At 63.5% G+C, this 19258-nt stretch carries 19 protein-coding genes; 10 read left to right on the top strand and 9 right to left on the bottom strand.

The features are described 5' to 3' along the window. Positions 1-22: 22 nt before the first annotated feature. Together HB777_08335 and HB777_08330 are read right to left on the bottom strand one after the other, a co-directional pair. Positions 23-445, bottom strand: a complete 423-nt coding sequence (locus HB777_08335) for a hypothetical protein (protein QND63911.1) — start codon at positions 443-445, stop codon at positions 23-25. Between the two features lie 207 nt (positions 446-652). Then, the gene (locus HB777_08330; protein ID QND63910.1) at positions 653-931 is read right to left on the bottom strand and encodes a hypothetical protein; all 279 of its coding nucleotides are present in this window, start codon (positions 929-931) and stop codon (positions 653-655) included. Positions 932-1044: 113 nt separating this feature from the next. Between HB777_08330 and HB777_08325 the strand changes: the two genes are divergently transcribed. Further along, complete coding sequence (locus tag HB777_08325; protein ID QND63909.1) at positions 1045-2028, top strand: Dyp-type peroxidase; 984 nt, start codon at positions 1045-1047, stop codon at positions 2026-2028. 31 nt (positions 2029-2059) lie between these two features. On the opposite strand, the gene HB777_08320 is transcribed toward HB777_08325, so the two are convergent. After that, a complete protein-coding gene (locus HB777_08320) occupies positions 2060-2581 on the bottom strand; it encodes a hypothetical protein (GenBank protein ID QND63908.1) in 522 nt (173 codons plus the stop codon). A 117-nt stretch (positions 2582-2698) separates the two neighbouring features. After that, positions 2699-4111 (bottom strand): FAD-binding protein, encoded by a 1413-nt coding sequence (locus tag HB777_08315; GenBank protein ID QND63907.1) that lies wholly within the window; start codon positions 4109-4111, stop codon positions 2699-2701. 167 nt (positions 4112-4278) lie between these two features. On the opposite strand from HB777_08315, the gene HB777_08310 reads away from it, so the two are divergent. Next, the gene (locus HB777_08310) at positions 4279-4758 is read left to right on the top strand and encodes a thioesterase (protein ID QND63906.1); all 480 of its coding nucleotides are present in this window, start codon (positions 4279-4281) and stop codon (positions 4756-4758) included. Positions 4759-4983: 225 nt separating this feature from the next. Beyond that, positions 4984-5181: a hypothetical protein gene (locus HB777_08305; GenBank protein ID QND63905.1), complete on the top strand. Its 198-nt coding sequence runs from the start codon at positions 4984-4986 to the stop codon at positions 5179-5181. A gap of 27 nt (positions 5182-5208) precedes the next feature. Here the strand turns inward: HB777_08305 and HB777_08300 are convergent, their stop codons facing one another. Further along, positions 5209-5700, bottom strand: a complete 492-nt coding sequence (locus tag HB777_08300) for an Lrp/AsnC family transcriptional regulator (protein QND63904.1) — start codon at positions 5698-5700, stop codon at positions 5209-5211. Positions 5701-5789: 89 nt separating this feature from the next. Between HB777_08300 and HB777_08295 the strand changes: the two genes are divergently transcribed. Then, on the top strand, positions 5790-6692 hold the full coding sequence (locus HB777_08295) for a DMT family transporter (protein QND63903.1): 903 nt from the start codon (positions 5790-5792) through the stop codon (positions 6690-6692). A 22-nt stretch (positions 6693-6714) separates the two neighbouring features. Here HB777_08295 and HB777_08290 read toward each other — a convergent pair whose 3' ends face one another. After that, positions 6715-7608: a dienelactone hydrolase family protein gene (locus tag HB777_08290; GenBank protein QND63902.1), complete on the bottom strand. Its 894-nt coding sequence runs from the start codon at positions 7606-7608 to the stop codon at positions 6715-6717. 201 nt (positions 7609-7809) lie between these two features. On the opposite strand from HB777_08290, the gene HB777_08285 reads away from it, so the two are divergent. The 4 genes from HB777_08285 to HB777_08270 all read left to right on the top strand — a co-directional run bounded on the left by HB777_08285 (position 7810) and on the right by HB777_08270 (position 10763). After that, positions 7810-9183 (top strand): cytochrome P450, encoded by a 1374-nt coding sequence (locus tag HB777_08285; protein ID QND63901.1) that lies wholly within the window; start codon positions 7810-7812, stop codon positions 9181-9183. Between the two features lie 32 nt (positions 9184-9215). Continuing rightward, positions 9216-10010, top strand: a complete 795-nt coding sequence (locus HB777_08280) for a methyltransferase domain-containing protein (GenBank protein ID QND63900.1) — start codon at positions 9216-9218, stop codon at positions 10008-10010. A 156-nt stretch (positions 10011-10166) separates the two neighbouring features. Further along, positions 10167-10316 (top strand): hypothetical protein, encoded by a 150-nt coding sequence (locus HB777_08275; GenBank protein QND63899.1) that lies wholly within the window; start codon positions 10167-10169, stop codon positions 10314-10316. Between the two features lie 9 nt (positions 10317-10325). Continuing rightward, on the top strand, positions 10326-10763 hold the full coding sequence (locus tag HB777_08270; protein QND63898.1) for a hypothetical protein: 438 nt from the start codon (positions 10326-10328) through the stop codon (positions 10761-10763). Between the two features lie 274 nt (positions 10764-11037). On the opposite strand, the gene HB777_08265 is transcribed toward HB777_08270, so the two are convergent. After that, positions 11038-13353, bottom strand: a complete 2316-nt coding sequence (locus tag HB777_08265) for a glucose/quinate/shikimate family membrane-bound PQQ-dependent dehydrogenase (protein QND63897.1) — start codon at positions 13351-13353, stop codon at positions 11038-11040. A 198-nt stretch (positions 13354-13551) separates the two neighbouring features. Between HB777_08265 and HB777_08260 the strand changes: the two genes are divergently transcribed. Then, positions 13552-14379, top strand: a complete 828-nt coding sequence (locus tag HB777_08260) for a DUF2059 domain-containing protein (GenBank protein QND63896.1) — start codon at positions 13552-13554, stop codon at positions 14377-14379. A 79-nt stretch (positions 14380-14458) separates the two neighbouring features. Then, complete coding sequence (locus tag HB777_08255; protein QND63895.1) at positions 14459-17071, top strand: UvrD-helicase domain-containing protein; 2613 nt, start codon at positions 14459-14461, stop codon at positions 17069-17071. A 279-nt stretch (positions 17072-17350) separates the two neighbouring features. Here HB777_08255 and HB777_08250 read toward each other — a convergent pair whose 3' ends face one another. Both HB777_08250 and HB777_08245 read right to left on the bottom strand, forming a co-directional pair. Continuing rightward, entirely contained in the window at positions 17351-18400 is a 1050-nt protein-coding gene (locus HB777_08250; GenBank protein QND63894.1) for an ABC transporter permease, read from the bottom strand. Continuing rightward, positions 18397-19194 carry a sugar ABC transporter ATP-binding protein gene (locus HB777_08245; GenBank protein QND63893.1) on the bottom strand — a complete coding sequence of 266 codons (798 nt, stop codon included), beginning with the start codon at positions 19192-19194 and terminating at the stop codon, positions 18397-18399. Before HB777_08245 ends, HB777_08250 begins: the two co-directional genes overlap by 4 nt. Between the last annotated feature and the right edge of the window lie 64 nt (positions 19195-19258).

The following is a 19258-nucleotide window of genomic DNA, read 5'->3' as shown; positions in this document are numbered from 1 at the left end:
AGGCAATTCGGGAGTTTGAAATTTACAGGCTTTCAGAAGGCGCGGGGCTTCCTAGCCTGTCCCATGCTTCTTTGTACTCAGGAAGCGCATAGGATTTTGGCTGCAACCAATACGACACCGTGCCGCGTTCATTGACGCCGCGGTGAGCTGCGGCTTTCACTTCTTCCATCGTGAGGACATAGCAAATTGGTGCTGCGGTGTTTGCATTGATGGTTACGACCCACCAATATGACCGAAGGTTGTCTAGAGAATTGCCAAGCGGCACTGGGGCTCTCTTGGAGAGCGCCTTAGATTGAATGGGCAGGACACGGCTCTCGTCGTCAGTTGCCGCATACAGGTCTGCACCCCTTGCGTTACGCACAGTAGGCATAACGTGCCAACCACGGCGCGATAACTCCCGTGCCACATGATACAGGCCAGCGTTGCCGGTTAGCTGATGCCGCATCGATAAGACCCCTCAGTTAGGCCACCCGCTTCTTGTACGGCCCACACTCGGCGCGACGCTCTGACATCAGCGCGGTTCTTTCCGCCCTTCGCGCGGCTTTCGCAGTCGGGTCTTGCCGTCGTCAATCACGTCGTCGGCTTTCTCGCCGGTAGCAAGGTGCGTGACACGAACGGCGTTGCCGATCACGTCGGCGGGCGCTTCCAGCCATTAGGTCCGGTAGGCATATAGAGCCTTTACTTCGTCGAGTTCGCGTTTGGCGGCATCGTGACGTTTCAACTCTTCGTTCCAGTTGCCATCACCACGCTTTTGAGCGCGCAGTAATTCGCGCTCCATGGCTCGGAGTTTTCCCGCTGCCCTTCGTTGCAATTCTCGTATCTCTGCAGGCAGCGGATGCTTGTTCCGGCCATGGTGCACATTCTCCTTTTGAGAGCCATGGAAGTGCTGATGGTCGCCTTCTGTGTGTGTAATAAAATCGAAGTCTGACATGCAAACCTCCCATGCCTTTCAGTAGGGATATAGGAGTTCGGCCTGTCACGCGACAGTCGATTGACGAAGTTCGTGATGATCTGAAACAACGCATTCAAAATCGGAGAATTCGGATGTCTGGGAAGAACTGGGATCGCGTACCGATCGATGCGCAAAGCGTCGACGCTCCGCTGTCGCTTTCGGCGGTATTTCTTGTCGTCACCGTCGCCAGCGAGCCGAGCGCGCTCGCCAAGGTTGCCTCGGTGCTCGGCGAACTCGACGACCTGGTCAAAAATGTCGGGTTCCGCGACCTTGGCGGCCGCCTGTCGTGCATCGCCGGCATCGGTCGCGATCTCTGGGACCGTCTCAGCCCCGGCCGGCGACCGCTGGAGCTAAAACCGTTCGCGCCGATCAAGGGCGCGGTCCATTCGGCGCCGTCGACGCCGGGCGACCTTCTCTTCCACATCCGTGCCGAGCGGCCCGACATGTGCTTCGAGTTCGAGCGCATCCTGCTCGACAGGCTCGGTTCCGCCGTCACCGTCGTCGACGAAGTGACGGGCTTTCGCTATTTCGATGCCCGTGACCTGCTCGGTTTTGTCGACGGCACCGCCAACCCGACCGGCCTCGATTTGCCCGCCTCGGCGCTCATCGGCGATGAAGACGCCGACTTCGCTGGCGGCAGCTATGTCGTCGTCCAGAAATATCTGCACGACATGCAGGCCTGGGCGCGCATTCCGACGCCCGAGCAGGAAGCGATCATCGGCCGCACCAAGATCGACAACATCGAAATCGACGATGACGATGCGCCGCGCAAATCACACAAGTCGCTGGCCACCATCGAGGATGCCGACGGCAACGAGTACGACATTTTGCGCGACAACATGCCATTCGGCAGGCCCGGACAGAACGAGTTCGGCACCTACTTTATCGGCTATTCCAGGTATCTCTGGGTGATCGAGAAGATGCTGCAGCGCATGTACATCGGTGAGCCGCCGGGCGCTTATGACCGGCTGCTCGATTTCTCCACCCCGCACACCGGCACGACGTTCTTCGCGCCAACCCGCCCGACGCTGCAGGCCCTTGTCGAGGACGCGCAGAAGCAACTTCCCGTGCGGTAAGGTGACGGCTGACGGCCTCTATCGGCGAAGATCAGCGTGCGTCGCGCTTCGCTTGTGCCACCTTGCCCGCCTTGCGCTGCCGGCCGAGTTCCGCCGGCCGGACCAGCTTCGGCGCCCGCTTGTTGGCCACGGCGCGCATGCCCTTGTGAGCCGTCCGCGAATTGAGCGCGGGACCGTCCGCCGGCGCATTTTGCTTCATGGCCAGCGCCTTGCGCGCATTCCCAACCAGCGAAACGCGAGCCGCCAGTTGGCGACGCCGTTCGGCCTCGCCATTCAGCCGCCGCATCGCCATGGCCAGCACCGCCAGCTTTACCTGCGAGCCGCCATCGGACTTTGAGGGCGCAGCGCCTTTCGGCGCTCCCTTGCCACGGATCTCACGCCGGCGGCGGTGTGCTTCGGTCTGTGCCTTATCGCGCCGCTCCCGCAACAGCTTGACCAGACCGGCAAGATCGGCGTCGGAAAGCTCCTGTACCGCCGGATGGTGCGATTTCTCCACCAGCTCCTGTTCGTCGGCGCTCAGCGCGCGCGCCTCTTCCTTGCGTGAAATCGCCATGGCACTTTTCCTCCGCTGGCATGCCTGTTGGCTTCAGGCCACGCTGCTCAGCGAAGTCTCGGCCCGAATGGTGGCATGGTCAAGACGAGCCGCCTGCGAACCTGGCGTCGGAGCCCCTTAGTTTCCAGGCAAAATCTTGCCCGGGTTCATGATATCAAGCGGATCGAGCGCCTGCTTGATGGTGCGCATGATGTCGACGCCGTGGCCGAGTTCGTGGCGCAGGAAGCCGATCTTGCCCTGGCCGATGCCGTGCTCGCCGGTGCAGGTGCCGTCCATGGCGATCGCCCGCATGTTGAGCCGCGCGACGAATTTTTCCGACAGTGCGATCTCTTTCGGATCGTCTACGTCCATCAGCACCAGCACATGAAAATTGCCGTCGCCGGCGTGACCGACGATCGGCGCGATCAAGCCCATCTCGGCGATATCGGCCTCGGTTTCCATGACGCATTCGGCAAAGCGCGAGATCGGCACGCAGACATCGGTCGACAGGCCCTTGGCGCCGGGCCGCAGCGTCAGCGACGACCAGTACGCGTCATGCCTGGCCTTCCACAGCTTCGTCCGCTCCTCGGCAACGCTGGTCCACAGGAACGGTCCACCGCCATTTTCCTCGGCGATCATGCCGAAGGTCTCGGCCTGCTCGGCCACGCCGGCATCGCTGCCGTGGAACTCGACGAACAGGCACGGGCTCTCGGGATAATCGAGCTTCGAATAATTCTTCATCGCCCGCATCTGCAGCGCGTTGACCAGTTCGATGCGCGCCACCGGAATGCCCATCTGGATCGTCGCGATGACCGCGTTGCAGGCCGCCTCGACGCTCGGAAACGGGCAGACGCCGCCGGAGATCGCCTGCGGGATGCCTTGCAGCTTCAAGGTCAGCGACGTGATGATGCCGAGCGTGCCTTCCGAGCCCACCAGCAGCCGCGTCAAATCATAACCGGCCGAGCTCTTTTTCGCGCGTTTGCCGGTCGTCACCGTCTCGCCGTCGGCCATCACGGCCGTCAGCGACAGCACATTCTCGCGCATCGTGCCGTAGCGCACGGCATTGGTGCCGGACGCCCGCGTCGCCGCCATGCCGCCAAGCGATGCATTGGCGCCGGGGTCGATCGGAAAGAACAGTCCGGTGTCGCGCAGGTGGCGATTAAGGTCCTCGCGGGTGACGCCGGGTTCGACAGTGCAGTCGAGATCCTGCGGATTGACCGCAAGGATGCGGTTCATGCGCGATGTGTCGACCGATATGCCGCCGCCCGGCGCGTTGGTGTGGCCCTCCAGCGAGGAGCCGACGCCGAAGGCGATCACCGGCACGCGGTGCGCGGCGCAGGCCCGCACGATCTCCTGCACCTCGGCCGTTGTCTCGGGAAAGGCGACGCCGTCAGGCGCCTGCGTCGGAATATAGGTGGTGGTGTGCGCATGCTGGGATCGGATGGCCTGGCCGGTCTGGAAGCGCTCGCCAAGCTGTTGCTTGAGGATGCCAAGCACCGCCGCGATCCCCTCCTCGTTGCGTTCGACCGGATTGAGGTCGCTCAGAGCCATGAATTCCTCCGCGAATGGACCAGCGTCCACGCTTGTTATGCGATTATGGATGCTGCCTAAAGCAATTCCAGGAAAAGTGTGTAGCGGTTTTCCGTCCGGAATTGCGCCAGGACTAAAGAGAACCTCACCCAACACGCTCTGTCCAGCGCCAGAACAAGGAAGTTTCGATGCCCATCCCTGCCCCCTTCGTCTCCAAGCCCATGGACATCGAGAAGGACTGGATCGATTACAACGGCCATCTCAACATGGCCTACTACAACGTGCTGTTCGACCGCTGCTCGGACGAGGCCTTCGAGGCGATGGGCATGGGGCTGGATTACGTGAAGGAGCGGCGGCTCACGGTTTACACCGCCGAAGTCCATGTCTGCTACGTCCAGGAACTGCATCTGGATCACAAGGTCCGCATCTCCCTCCAGCTCATCGACCATGACGACAAGCGGCTGCGGACCTATCAGGAAATCCGCCATGTCGACGGCTGGCTCGCCGCCACCTCCGAAATCCTGTCCCTGCATGTCGATATGTCCGGGCCGAAGGTCGCACCCTTCCCCGCCGATGTGCTTGCCAAGGTCGAAGCGATGCGCGCCGCCCATTCCGCACTGCCGATGCCGGAGCGCGCCGGCCGTTCGATCGGGATTAAGCGCAAATAGGGCGACGACCGGACCTCAAAGCCACACCGGCAATCCAAAATCGCAGAACCCTTCAAATCGGCAGGCAGCAGTGCTTGAAGCGACTCGGCGCCCGCGTTAACCTTACCGAGGTTTTAACGGGAACAAGCCAATTGAGCCGTTGCGCGACTCAGCGGGTCGGTCGAAAACGATCCGCATCGAGGTAGCGACACGGGCGGCGGGGCGAAGCCGGTTCGAGGAACGTGCATGAAAACCGACATCAAGGTCGAGGTGGACAGGCTGGCCGCCGATCCGCGCATCACCGACTATGATTTCTGGCGTTCCCTCAAGAACGTCAACAACGAGATCTTCCACATCGCCAACAGCAACGAGCCGATCCCGTTCGACATGATCCGCTGGCGCGCCATCCTGAAGCAGGCGCGCATGAAGCGCGGCCACGCATAAAACCCTCGAACCGACAATCTCCTACACCTAGCCTGGCCCCTTAAGCTTGGCGTTGATGGCCCCCAGGGCCGAGCGCGCCACCACCGGCGACGACTGGATGATGGCGGTGTTGGTCATCGCATAGGGAATGATCCGGTCGATCACCCGCTCGAGTTCAGCCACCGAGCCGACATGCGCCAGCGCAATGAAACAGTCCTCGCCGGTCACCCGGTCGCATTGCGCGATCTCCGGCAGCTCGCGGATGATTTCGGCCACGACAGCCAATTGCCCCGGCACCGGCCGGATGCGCAGCCATGCCGACAGCGGCAGGCCAAGCGCGGCGGGGTTGATCCTGACCGAATAGGCCTCGATGACGCCGCTTTCCTGCAGCCGCTTGATGCGCTCGGCCACGCTCGGCGCCGACAGGCAGACCGAGCGCGCAAGCTCCGCCGTGCTGGTGCGCGCGTCCTTTTCCAGCAGGCGCAGGATCTTCATGTCCGCGGCGTCGAGGTCAGCGCTTTCAGTTCGAAGGCGTTTCATCGAAAACTCCTTTCTTCCGGGAGAAAGATAGCTGAATGAGCTGATTGTTACCCATATAAACAGGCAAATCCGCCTGCGATACTGATCCGATGGATGATCAAACGCAAGCGCTCGTGGCGACCCCTGCCCTCGGCAACTCCAGCCTCGGCAGGCTGACGGAAAAACTGCCGCCGCATGTCTGGTTCGGCGTCAGCGCCGTCTTCCACTATCTCGGCCCGGCCTTCGCCGTGCTGCTCTTCCCGCATGTCGGCGTGCTCGGCATGGCATGGCTGCGCATCGCCACCGCCGCGCTGATCTTCGCACCGCTGACCCGTCCATGGCGAACGTTCGCCCGCGCCGATCGCTCGACGCGGCTGCTGTTGCTGGCCTTCGGCGCCTGCCTGGCGGTGATGAACTGTTCGTTCTACCTGGCGCTCGACCGCCTGCCGATCTCGCTGGTGGCGGCGATCGAATTCGTCGGCACCATCGGCGTTGCGGTGATCGGACTCAGGAGCCCGCGCAATCTCGCCGCCCTTGCCGTCGCCGTCACCGGCACCTTGCTGCTCATCGACGTCAAATGGTCCGATGATCCCGTCGGGCTGTTCTGGGCTTTCCTCAACGGCGCGCTGTTCGTCGGCTACATCGTGCTCGGCCACCGCATCGCCGCTTCAGGTGCCGGCGGTGGCATCGCAAGCCTTGGTGCCGCCATGGCCATCGCCTTCATCGTCGTGCTGCCGATCGGCCTCACCGACGCCCTGCCCGCCTTTTTCTCACCATTGCTGTTGCTCGCCGCCATCGGCGTCGGCATCTGCTCTTCGGTCATTCCTTACATCTGCGACCAGCTCGCAATGTCGCGGCTGCCGCGCGCGAGCTTTGCGCTGATGCTGTCGCTGCTGCCGGTCACCGCAACGCTGATCGGCGTCATCGTGCTGCATCAGATTCCGAGTTTTACCGATTGCCTCGGCATTGCGCAGGTGGTCGCCGGCGTCGCCTTCCACAAGCCGGCGCGCTGAAACAACCGGCGCCGCGGATCGGCTACGCCAGCTTCTCCTTCAAGAAAGCGATCGTTCTGCCCCAGGCGAGGTCCGCCGCCTTCTTGTCGTAGCGCGCTGCGGACGTATCGTTGTTGAAGGCGTGGTTGGCGCCTTCATAGACATAGACCGTGTATTCGACATGCGCCGCGTCGAGCTCCTTCTTGAAGGCGTCGATGCCGGCATTGGTGCGCTCATCCAGCCCGGCATAGTGCAGCAGCAATGCGGCCTTGATATCAGGCACGTCGGCGGCCTTCGGCTGCATGCCATAATAGGCAACGCCGGCACTGAGATCGGGCGCGTTGACGGCAAGCGTGTTGACCGTGCCGCCACCCCAGCAGAAGCCGACGGCGCCGACCTTGCCGTTGCCGTCCTTGTCAGCCTTGAGGAAAGCGACGGTCGCTATACCGTTGGCGATGGTCTGCGCCGGCTCCAGCTTGGCGAACATATCGCGCGCCTTGTCTTCATCGTCAGGCGTGCCGCCGAGCGGCGACAGGAAATCCGGCGCCAGCGCCACGAACCCTTCCAGCGCCACGCGTCGCGCCACGTCGCGGATATGCGGGTTGAGACCCCTGTTTTCATGCACGACGATGACCGTGCCGAGCTTGCCCGCCTGGTTCGCCGGCTTGACCAGATAGCCCTTCATCTCGCCTCCGCTGCCGGCATATGTGATGTCCTCGCCCTTCAAGCGTGGGTCGTTGTCGGCGACGATTGCCGCTTGCGCGGAATTTGCCGCCAAAAGCGGCGCGATCACGGCCGCCGCCGCACCCGATCCGGCAAGCCGGGTCAGTTGCTCCATGAACCGGCGGCGATCGAGCGTCAGATGCGTGTACTCGTCATAGGCATCGATCATCGCCTGGGTGATGGCAGGCCTGGTATTGGCGTCGGGTTTCGTCATCGATGTGCTCCTCGGCTTCGGAAAGTCTCGTTGCGGCGCAAGATAGGGTCGAGGCTTGCATGGTCCAGTCACGGTTGGGTGACGGTGCCCGCCTGGCAGGCCACAACGAGCGCATCCCCAGCAATATTAGTCGACCCCCATAAATCTATGGACCGGCGCGGCGATATCCCTAGGATGCCTGATGGGTTTGGGGGAAATTGCATGCTGCCATATAGGTTGGGCAGGCGCCGGTCGCTTGGCTTCATAGCTCGGTTTCTCGCCGATCCGTTGGTCGCCGTGCGCGATGCGCACCGCGAGCATGGCCCCTTTCTGCGGATCGACTACCCGCACTCCACCCGCGCCAATCCAAAGCGGCTTTTCGTGACTGCCGATACCGGGCTATGCAGGACCTTGTTGTCCGGGACTGAAACCTGGGTCAACGTCCAGATCAACATGGCCGGCAGGAAGAACCATGCTTCTTCGCGCCTCGTCTATGGCATGACGCGACTGCGCGGCCAGCGTCACGAACACTACCGCAAGATGTTCCTGCCGCCGCTCAAACGGTCCCCGGTGCTCGCCATGGCGCCCAAGATGGCGTCGATCGCGGAATCGCTTGTTGACGGTTGGCCGGTCGGTGTCCCCTTGCCGCTGACAAAGATCAGCGCCCAGATGGCAAAGCATCTCGCCATCGGGCTGTTGTTCGGTGACGATTCCGCCCGGGGATTGCCGGTCGCCGACATGATCGGCAGCCTGATGAGCGCAAGCTGGATCGTACCCGGCCCGGCCTATGTGCGCTGGATCCTCGAAGCGCCGAAACTCGAACACGCCATCCTCACCTGGGCAGCGGAAAAGCGGGGCAACCCGGATGCCCAGGATATTCTGGCTCTGCTGGCCAATAATCTCGACGAGGCCGGCAATCCGCCGAGCCCCCAATTGATCGGCGGCATCATCAGCTTCTTCTTTGGCGCGGCATACGACACCTGCCTCAACGCGCTCTCCTGGGCCACGATCCTGCTGACCCAGCACCCCGCCATCATGGCCCGCCTGGCCGCCGAACTCGATGTCGCGCTGGATGGCGGACTTGTGACAATGGGCGCTCTCGACCAGGTGCCGCTGCTCGAACATGCGGTCAGGGAAGCCATGCGGCTGTTCCCGCCGGTGCCGCTGCTGATGCGCAAGGCAGCAGGAAAAACCACGCTCGGCGGCGAGGACATAAAGCGCGGTGAAAGGGTCCTCATCGGCGGCATGCTGATCAACCGTGACCCCTCGCTCTACCCGGAACCGGATCGCTTCAACCCCGACCGTTGGGAGAACCTGAAGCCGTCGCCATTCCAGTATCTTGTGTTCGGCGCTGGCGGCCATATGTGCCCCGGCACGACATTCGGCTATCAGATGATGCGCATAGCGCTGGCGACCATCCTCTCGAAGCGTGCGGTCGAGCTGCCGGCCGGCTCGACCATCGGCCATCGCCTTGCCGTGACGCATCGGCCTCATGGCAAGGTCGAGATCATCTTGCGCCCGCGCGGCGACCTTGTTCGCCAGGCCCGCGCCAACGGGCGTTTCCGCGATCTCGTCGCCCTTCCTGATATGCTCTAAGCATTGTCACTCAAAAGCTGACGGAACGAACGATGCCAAAAGATCGCATGATGGTCCGCATCTACGACCGGGCCATGAAGAGCGGCAAGCAGCGCCGCTACTACGGCGGCAGCGGCTTCTACAATTTCGGCTATTGGGCGACGGGCGCGGCATCGCAGCGCGAGGCGAGCGAAGCGCTGGTCGACACGCTGCTGGCGCGGTTGCCGAAAAAGGACGGCAGCATCCTGGACGTCGCCTGCGGGCTCGGCGCCTCGACCAGGCGCTTGCTGCTCAGCTATCCACCGCAGGCGGTCACCGCCATCAACATCTCCGCTGCTCAAGTCGAGACGGCGCGCCGCAACGCCCCCGGTGCGACGGTGCTCCAGATGGACGCCGTCAAGCTCGCCTTTGCCGACGAAAGCTTCGATGCGGTGATCTGTGTGGAAGCTGCTTTCCATTTTGGCACCCGCGCGGCCTTCCTGGCGGAAGCCTTTCGCGTGCTCAAGCCCGGCGGCGCGCTTGTCCTCTCCGATATCCTGTTTAGAGGGTTCACATCCGGCATCTCCGACCGCATCGGCGTGCCAAAGGCCAACCTCTTTCCGGACATTGCGTCCTACCGGGCGCAGTTCGACGCGTTGGGTTTCAAAGACGTAACCGTCGAGGACGCTACCGATGAATGCCTCGGCGGCTTCCGCCGCAGCCTCGTCGCCTGGCCGGCATCCGAACATCGCAAAGGCGCCATGAGCCTGACCATGAGCCTCAGCAGCACAGCGGTCTGCCGGCTGATTGCGGGCTATTTCGGCGCCATCACCAAGGCCTATCTCCTGGTTTCGGCACGAAAGCCGTGACGCGGAAGAACCGGCTGCATCACATTTTGGTCATTTTCGACAATCTTGATGCAGTTGCCACAATATAAGGGGAAGCTGCATAAGGGGAAGCTGCCGGTGGCGGTCTCGTCCCTGCCTCGTGGTTGCGCTTATTCTGACCAAGAAGGAACAACACCCATGACCTTCTCCACCCCGATCCTCGTATCGGCTTTCGTGCTCGCCGCTGCAGCCCTGCTGGCACTGCGCTCGGCCGCTTCCACCAGCCGATCGATGGTCAAGGTGCGCAACAACCAACGCCAGCCTGCAAACACGAAAAATCGGGGTTGAGGTGAGACCATGAACGTCCAGGACATCGTCAACACCGTCTCGCAGAAAGCGGGCCTCGACCAGGCGACGACAGAGAAAGTCGTCGGCACCATTTTCTCGGTGCTTGAGCACGAGGCTGAAGGCACCAGCGCTTCGGCTTTCTTCGCCAAGATCCCCGGCGCTGACGACCTCGCCCACCAATATGACGTCATGGCCGCCGCTCCGGCCGGCGGCGGTGGCGGCTTCCTGTCATCGCTGCAGGGCGCGCTTGGCGGCGTGCTTGGCGAGAAGGCCGGCGCGCTGATCAACGGCCTCGCCGCGCTCAAGGCATCCGGTCTCGATATGGCGCAAATCCAGAAGGCCGGCGAAACGCTGGTCCAGCAGGCCGAAGCCGCCGCCGGCCCTGACCTCACCAACAAGGTGCTCGGCTCGGTGCCCAGCCTGAAGAGCCATCTGGGGCTTGGCTGATAAGGGAGGGCCAGCCGATCGTTGGAAACATCAACGTCGGCGCCGCCCCTCATCTGCCTGCCGGCATCTTCTCCTCGTATAGTGACGGGGAGAAGGAGCAGTTTCAGCCCTGGCACTATTCCTGCAACGTCGGCGATTGGCGAAACGATAGCCAAGGCGTCTTTCTCCCCGTCATTATACGGGGAGAAATGCCCGGCAGGGCAATGAGGGGCGGCGCCACCGTTGCCGGGATCGCATATCCGCCAGGCCGCTCATCCAAGCAGAACGCCTTCCCCTACTTCGGCAGCGCATAGGCCATCACATAATCCCCCGGCTTGGTGCCGACCGAGCCGTGACCGCCGGCGACGATGACCACGAACTGGCGGCCGTCGGCGACCGTATAGGTCATCGGCGTCGATTGCCCGCCGGCCGGCAGCCGCGCCTGCCACAGCTGCTTGCCCGATGTCAGCTCATAGGCGCGCAGATAGTCATCGACCGCCGCGCCCAGGAAGGCGACGCCGCCGGCGGTGATCATCGGCCCACCGATGCCCGGCACCCCGACCTTCAGCGGCAGCGGCAGCGGCGTCATGTCGTAGACGGTGCCGTTGCGATGCTTGTAGGCGATCTTGCCGGTCCTCAGATCCACACCCGCGACATAGCCCCAGGGCGGCGCCTGGCAAGGAATGCCGAGCGGCGACAGGAACGGCCCCATCACCACGGCATAGGGGGCGCCCTCGTTGCGGTTCAGTCCCTGCTCGCTGCCGCGACCCTCGTCCGGCGGTGGCACCTGGTCGCGCGGAATGAGCTGCGACTTGAAGGCCAGATAGGTCGGCATGCCGAACAGCACCTGCCGGACCGGGTCGACAGCGACGCCACCCCAGTTGAAAGTACCGAAATTGCCGGGATAGATCAGCGAGCCCTGGACGGAAGGGGGCGTATAGCGGCCCTCATAACGCAGGCCCTGGAATTCGATCCGGCAAGCCAACTGGTCGAACATGGTGAGGCCCCACATGTCGGCGCCGGTGAGCGGCTTCGGCATGAAGGTGAGATCGGAGACCGGCTGCGTCGGCGATGTGTGATCGCCTTCGATGGCGCCGCCGGGCGCCGGCACTTCCGTGACCGCGATGACCGGCTCGCCGGTGCGCCGGTCGAGAACATAAAGGTCGCCCTGCTTGGTCGGCCCGACCAGTGCCGGCACCACCGTGCCGTCGGCCTTGGTGATGTCGATCAGGCTCGGCTGCGCCGGTACGTCCATGTCCCAGAGGTCGTGGTGCACGGTCTGCCGCACCCAGCGCAATTGCCCGGTGTTGAGGTCGAGCGCGGTGATCGACGACGAGAACTTCTCGACATTGGCGCTGCGCCCGGCGCCGAGCTGGTCCGGCGTCTGGTTGCCGAGCGGCACGTAGAGCAGGCCGAGCTTCTCGTCGGCACTCGGCGTCGACCACATGTTGGGCGAGTTGGCGGTGTAGGTCTGGCCGGCCGGTAGCGGCGTCGTCTGGTCCGGATTGCCGGAATCCCAGTTCCACACCAGCGCGCCGGTGGCAGCGTCGTAGGCGCGGATGACGCCGGACGGCTCCTGCGTCGAATAATTGTCGTTGACCGCGCCGCCGACGATGATCTTGCTGCCTGATATCAGCGGCGCCGAGGTCGAGTAATAATAGCCCGACTTCGGATAGGGCATGTTGGTCAGAAGGTTCAGCGTGCCGCCTTCGGCGAAAGCCGGACAGATCTGCCCGTTGGCGGCGTCGAGCGCGATCAGCCGCGCATCCGAGGTCGGCAGGTAGACACGGGTCGCGCAGGGCTGGCCGGCGGTTATCGCCGCATCGGCGTAATAGGACACGCCGCGGCAGGTCTGGTGCTGGCGATCCTTGTCGAGCTTGATCTTGGGATCGTAGCGCCATTTCTCCTTGCCGCTCGCGGCATCGATGGCGATGGCGAAATTGTGCGGCGTGCAGATGTAGAGCGTGTCGCCGATTTTCAGTGGCGTCACCTGATAGGTGGTCTCGCCGATGTCGTCGGGACCCTTCACGTCGCCGGTGCGGTAGGTCCAGGCCGGCTGCAGCTTGGCGACATTGTCCGGCGTGATCTGGTCGAGCGGTGAATAGCGCTGGCCGAACTGCGTGCGCCCGTAATAGTGCCACTCGCCGGCCGGCACATCGTTACCGAGATTGGCGCTGGGGATCACCTTGTCGGTGTCGAGTTCTCCAGCGATGTCCTTCGGATCGGCTGTCATCGAATAACCGGCGACGGCAAGCGATGCCAGCACGGCAAGGATAAGCGGCGCGCGCGCATCAGGGCCGGCAAGACCCCGCCTCGCCCATGGCGTCAGCAGCCACAGCGCCACCAGCACGATGATGCCGCCGCGGGGGCCAAGTTCCCACCAGTCGAAGCCGGTTTCCCAGACCGCCCAGGCAAGCGTGCCGAGCACGATCGCCGCGTAGAGCCACAGCGCGGTCGATCTGCGCCGGTAGAGCAGCCAGGCAGCGATCAGGAAGGCGAGACCGACAATGATGTAATACCAGCTGCCGCCCAGCGAAGCCAAGCGGATGCCACCGCCGCCAAGCGCCAGACCGATGAGCAAGAGAATGAGGGAGGTGATGGTGACAGCCAAGATGATACTCCTTCGACTGTTGCGCGCTCGCACGCGCGGCCACGGGCAACCCGGCGTAACCTTCCTGCCCTGGACACAACTTTCTCCTGACCGCCGCGCCTGTCAAGTTGGCCACACGCCAAGGTGGCAATCCACCTTGCCTGTATCAGGGTTTTCCAGCAGTCTGCGTTGGATCATCTCGCCTCTGGAGCAAGCAAAATGACGTCATTCGTTGCGCCGCTGACGCGATTGGTTCTTGCGCTCTGCTGCCTTGTCTCTCTTTCCGTAGCCGCGCCGGCGCAGACGCTTCATGAGATCAACAAGGCGAACGGCTTTCACGAGATGCTGACGGGCATAGGCCCGGGTTTCAGCGCGGCCGTGAAATCGGCACCGGAAACGCCGCCGCAAAAGGTCCAGGACGCGCTTGCGGAGGCCATGGAAGGTGCGTTTGACGCAAACAAGATGGAGGCGGCCATCGAATCGCGAATGGCCGACAAGCTGACCGCCAAGGATCTGTCCGACCTGAGCTCTTTCTACGCTTCGCCGCTGGGCAAACAGGTCACGACGCTGGAAATCCAGGCCTCCACCCAGGAAGAGAGGGAACGCAAGAAGATCGAAGGCCCGAAAATCCTCGGCGAGCTTCAGTCCAGGGATCCGGCCCGGCTCGAGCTGTACAAGAAGATCGCGGATGATCTCAGCGCTGTCGACACCGGCGAAGCCGTCGCCTTGAACATGGGCTATGCGATGCTTTCCGAAATGCTGGGAGCGGCCGGAAAGGCCCTGCCCGACGACCAGATCATGGCCTTGCTGCGTCAGCGGTCCGAAGGGCTTCGCCGAGACATCGAAAAGGACGTCATGGACTCCGTAGCCTACATTTACCGGGATCTGCCGCTTGAGGAGCTCAAACTTTACGAGGCTTTCCTGGCGTCGCCCGCCGGCAGCCGCTATTACGACCAGATGCAGGTCGCCCTCGGTGCCGTGATGACCGACGAGGCACGCTCGTTCGGGCATCGGTTTTTCGTCGCCCTCGGCTACCGCAAGGCCTGAACGGCGATATCAGGCACTTTACCGGAACAAAACGTAGACACTTCTGGTCTTTCGCTCCCGAATCACTACATTCGGGGCGATGTCCGGCTTTTCCGAAGACATGCCCTTTTTCGACGAACCCAACGCGCGGCCCTCGGCCCCGTCGGGCATTGCCGCGCGCGCCATGGCAGCCCGCAGCGGCCACAACAACGCGCCCGACTATCTCAAGGGTCTCAACCCGGAACAGCGGCTGGCTGTTGAAACAACGGAAGGCCCGGTTCTGGTGCTGGCCGGCGCCGGCACCGGCAAGACCCGCGTGCTCACCACCCGCATCGCCCACATCCTCGCCACCGGCAAGGCCTTCCCGTCGCAGATCCTGGCCGTCACCTTCACCAACAAGGCCGCGCGCGAGATGAAGATCCGCATCGGCGTCCTGATCGGCGAAGGCAATGTCGAGGGCATGCCCTGGCTCGGCACCTTCCACTCGATCGGCGTCAAGCTGCTTCGCCGCCATGCCGAACTTGCCGGCTTGAGATCCGATTTCACCATCCTCGACACCGACGACGTCGTGCGGCTGATCAAGCAGCTGATCCAGGCCGAGGGTCTGGACGACAAGCGCTGGCCGGCCAAGCAGTTCGCCCAGATGATCGACGGCTGGAAGAACAAGGGGCAAGGTCCGGCCGACATCGCCGAGGGCGACGCGCGCGCCTTCGCCAACGGCAAGGGCCGCGAACTCTACAAGGCCTATCAGGAGCGGCTGAAGACGCTGAACGCCTGCGATTTCGGCGACCTTCTGTGCCATCCGATCCGCATCTTCCGCGCCAACCCGGACGTGCTGAAGGAATACCACAAGCGCTTCAAATACATCCTCGTCGACGAGTACCAGGACACCAACACCGCCCAGTACATGTGGCTGCGGCTTTTGGCGCAGTGGCCCGAAGGCAAGCCGATCTCCCCCCAAGTGGGGGAGATGTCCGGCAGGACAGAGGGGGGCGCCTCGCGCGACAGGTCCGCTGTTAATATATGCTGTGTCGGCGACGACGATCAATCCATCTATGGCTGGCGCGGCGCCGAGATCGACAACATCTTGCGCTTCGACAAGGATTTTCCCGGCGCCACCATCATCCGGCTGGAGCGCAACTACCGCTCGACCGCGCATATCCTTGGCGCCGCCTCCCACCTCATCGCCCACAATGAGGGCCGCTTCGGCAAGACGCTGTTCACCGACCGCGACGAGCCGGAGGACGGCAAGGTGCATGTCCACGCCGCCTGGGATTCCGAGGAGGAGGCCCGCGCCGTCGGCGAGACCATCGAGACCTACCAGCGGCAAAAGCACAATCTCAACGACATGGCGATCCTGGTCCGCGCCTCCTTCCAGATGCGCGAGTTCGAGGACCGTTTCGTCACGCTCGGCCTCAATTACCGCGTCATCGGCGGCCCGCGCTTCTACGAGCGCATGGAAATCCGCGATGCGCTGGCCTTTTTCCGCGTCGTCGCGCAAGGCGCCGACGACCTCGCCTTCGAGCGCATCGTCAATGTGCCCAAGCGCGGCCTTGGTGAAGCCACCATCCGCCAGATCCACGACACCGCGCGTGCGATGCGCATCCCGATGCTGGAAGCCGCCGCCAAGCTCGCCGAAAGCGACGAACTGAAGCCTAAGCCGCGCGCGGCCTTGCGCGAAGTGTCGGCGAATTTCGAGCGCTGGCAAAAGGCGCTGGAAACCACGCCGCACACCGAACTCGCCGAGACCATCTTGGAAGAGAGCGGCTACACCGACATGTGGAAGAACGACCGCTCGGTCGAAGCGCCCGGCCGGCTGGAGAACCTGAAAGAGCTGATCCGCTCGATGGAGGAGTACGAATCGCTGCGCTCCTTCCTCGAACATGTCGCACTCGTCATGGATGCCGAGCAGAATGCCACGCTCGACGCCGTCAACATCATGACGCTGCATTCGGCGAAAGGCCTCGAATTCGAGACCGTCTTCCTGCCCGGCTGGGAGGAAGGCCTGTTCCCGCATCAGCGCGCGCTGGATGAAGGCGGCCGCTCCGGGCTGGAGGAAGAGCGGCGGCTCGCCTATGTCGGCCTGACCCGCGCCAAGAAGAACCTGCATCTGTGGTTCGTCTCCAACCGCCGCATCCATGGCCTGTGGCAGTCGACCATCCCGTCGCGCTTTCTCGACGAGTTGCCGGAAGCCCATGTCGAGGTCGCCGAAAGCGGCAACTCCTATGGCGGCTACGGCAATTCCTATGGCGGCGGTTCTTTTGCCTCCGGCCGCGGCGGCCAGGGCGCAGGACGGCAGAACCCCTATGGCGCCTCGCGCTTCGACACTGTCGGCGCCGACACCGAAAAGTCAGGCGCCTTCTCCAACACCTATGCGACGCCGGGCTGGCAGCGCGCGCAGGCCAACCGCACCGAGGCCACCGACCGCAACTGGGGCTCGCGCTCCGGCCATCAGGTCGAACGCATCGGCTATGGCGAGACGGATTCCGGCTACGGCGCCGGCCGCACCTCGGTCAAAGGCCGCACCATCGACGGCGAACTGGTCGCCAAATCCGTCGCCGACAAGCCGTCAGCCTTCAGCGTCGGCGACCGCGTCTTCCACCAGAAATTCGGCAACGGCAACATATCGGCCATCGAAGGCAACAAGCTGACCATCGACTTCGACAAGGCCGGCCAGAAGCGTGTGCTGGACGGGTTTGTCGCGGCGGTTTAACGCCCACTTGCCCCTTCGTCCTACAAGCGACCACTCTCTGGCGGAAGCCCCCCACCTTCGTCATCCACGGGCGGAGCAGGAGCGAAGCTCCGTCGCGGAGACCCGAGGATCCATGCCGCGACCTTGACCAAGGAATGCAGCGGAGCAAAACTCTGCACCGTAGCGACGCTTTGAAGTCGCGGCATGGATCCTCGGGTCTGCGCCGCGTCGCTACGCTCCTTGCTTCGCCCGTGGATGACGAAGCGATGGGCGTCTGCGCCGATCGTCAAGAAACAGCCCTCACCTATACCGCGCCTGGTTCCACTTGTGCCCCAGCAGCGACAGGATGATGATCAGGCCGTTGAAGAACTGCACGTAGAAGCCGCTCAATCCCGCCGCCACGACGCCGGTCTGGATGAACGACACGGTGACCGCGCCGATCGCTCCACCAACCACGGTGCCGATGCCGCCCCAGGTGGGCGTGCCGCCGACGAACACCGAGGCCAGCACCGGCAGGAGATAGCCGTCGCCGGCGGTCGGCCACCAGGTGAAGTTGATCATCACCGAAAAGGTGCCGGCGATCGCCGCCCCGATGCCGACGAAGACGAACACTTTCACCCGCACGCGCTTGACGTCGATGCCCATCTGCTGGGCGCTGTCGGGATTGTCGCCGACCACCCTGACCTGCGCGCCGAAGCGGTGGCGGTTGTAGAGCATCGCCGACAGCACGACGAAGCCGATGGCCCAGAAGATCTGCACCGGAATGCCCAGGAACTGGCTGGAGAAGATCGTGTAGGCCCAGCTGTCGCTGAGGCCGGTCAGCGCCATCGACTTGCCTTCGTTGATGATCTGGATCAGGCCGCGCAGCAGGAAATTCATGCCGAGCGTCGCGATCAGCGACGACAGTCCGCCATAGACGACCAGCGAGCCTACCAGGAAGCCGAGCAGCATGCCGGTGATCAGCGCCGCGACGATGCCGAGGAACGGATCGTAGCCGGCCTGCACGACCAGCGCGAACACCCAGGAGGCAAAACCCATCGTCGCCGGAAACGACAGGTCGATCTCGCCGCAGGTAACGACGAAGACCAGCGGCACCACCACGAACAGCGCCACCGGCAGCGTCGTCAGCACCGAACGGTAGAGGTACCAGGTGGTGAAGACGGTCGGGTTGGCGACCATGAACACCGCCATCATGACGATGAACACGCCGAGCGTGCCGAGCGAAGCGCGGTTGTCTAGGATGAAGCCGCGCATCCAGTGGTCGGATGGGTGCTTCCACTCCTTCTGGGGACCGGGGCGAGGAAGGCCGGCAACCGGCTCGTGCAGATCGGGCTCCATGGTCTTGCTCATCGTGCTCTCTGCTCCGCGTCGCCTGCATCGTGCAGTCCGGCCAATCCGCCCGGATGCGCGACCTCTTCCATGAAATTGATGAGTTCTTCCGCCGTTTTGACCTGGCTGCGGTCGGTCGTGAGCGCGACCTTGCCACGGTCCAGCACCACGAAGCGGTCAGCGATATCGAAGACATGATGGATGTTGTGGCCGATAAACAGGATCGAGCGGCCGCTCGCCCGCACCTGGCGCACGAAGTGGAAGACCTTGGCGGTTTCGGTCAGCGACAGCGCCGTCGTCGGCTCGTCGAGGACGATCAGCTCCGCCTGCTTGTAGATGGCGCGGGCGATCGCCACACCCTGGCGTTCGCCGCCCGACAGCTGGCCGACGATCGACTGCGGCGTGAACACCTTCGAGGTGAAGCCGATCTCGCGCATCAGCCGGCTCGCCTCCTCGATCTCCTTGTTGACCTTGATCCAGCCGAGAAAGCCGGTGAGCTCGCGGCCCATGAAGATGTTGCGCACGATCGTCTGCTGCACGGCCAGCGCCCGGTCCTGGAACACCGTCTCGATGCCGGCCTCGCGCGAGCGCGCCGCGCTCCACCCGGTCACCGCCTTGCCGCGCACCAGGATCTCGCCGCTCGTCGGCTTGACCACGCCCGACAGGATCTTGATCAGGGTCGACTTGCCGGCGCCATTGTCGCCGATCAGGCCGACCACCTCGCCGCGGTCGACGCTGAGATTGACCCCGCCCAGTGCATAAACCTGGCCATAGGATTTGCTGATGTCGCGCAGTTCGATAAGGCGTTCGGCCATCGGATCCTCGCTTGATTGTCGCCAGCGGTCCCGCCGGCCGGGGCCTGATCCCGGCCGACGGCTT

The organism is Mesorhizobium loti (assembly GCA_014189435.1).
In the GTDB taxonomy this organism is placed as follows: Bacteria; Pseudomonadota; Alphaproteobacteria; order Rhizobiales; family Rhizobiaceae; genus Mesorhizobium; species Mesorhizobium loti_G.
Note: the sequence above shows the minus strand (reverse complement) of the source record. Positions and strands in the feature narration are given on the sequence as shown.